This window comes from Limnospira sp. PMC 289.06, from assembly GCF_032350395.1.
In the GTDB taxonomy this organism is placed as follows: domain Bacteria; phylum Cyanobacteriota; class Cyanobacteriia; order Cyanobacteriales; family Microcoleaceae; genus Limnospira; species Limnospira platensis.
In genome coordinates this window covers 1-247 of record NZ_JARPLC010000594.1, presented here as the reverse complement: position 1 = coordinate 247, position 247 = coordinate 1, and the positions used below count along the sequence as shown (strand labels likewise).

At 47.0% G+C, this 247-nt stretch carries 1 pseudogene; it reads left to right on the top strand.

The features are described 5' to 3' along the window. Window positions 1-239: pseudogene (locus tag P5674_RS26375) on the top strand (transposase); the annotation flags it as partial. Between the last annotated feature and the right edge of the window lie 8 nt (window positions 240-247).

The following is a 247-nucleotide window of genomic DNA, read 5'->3' as shown; positions in this document are numbered from 1 at the left end:
CGTTTATTGCTCAGATTCAACATATGGAGCCGGAAGGGTTGGTTTACCTCGATGAAGCTGGCATGAATAGTCAAGACTCGGATTATCCTTATGGTTACTGCCAGGAAGGACAACGCTTCCATACCCTCAAATCAGGGAAGAGGCAGGGCAGGGTGAGCTATATGGCCGCATGGTGTTATCAACAACTCTTAGCTCCCTTTACCTTTGAGGGTTGTTGTAATCGGACAGTGTTTGAGTTGTAGTTGGA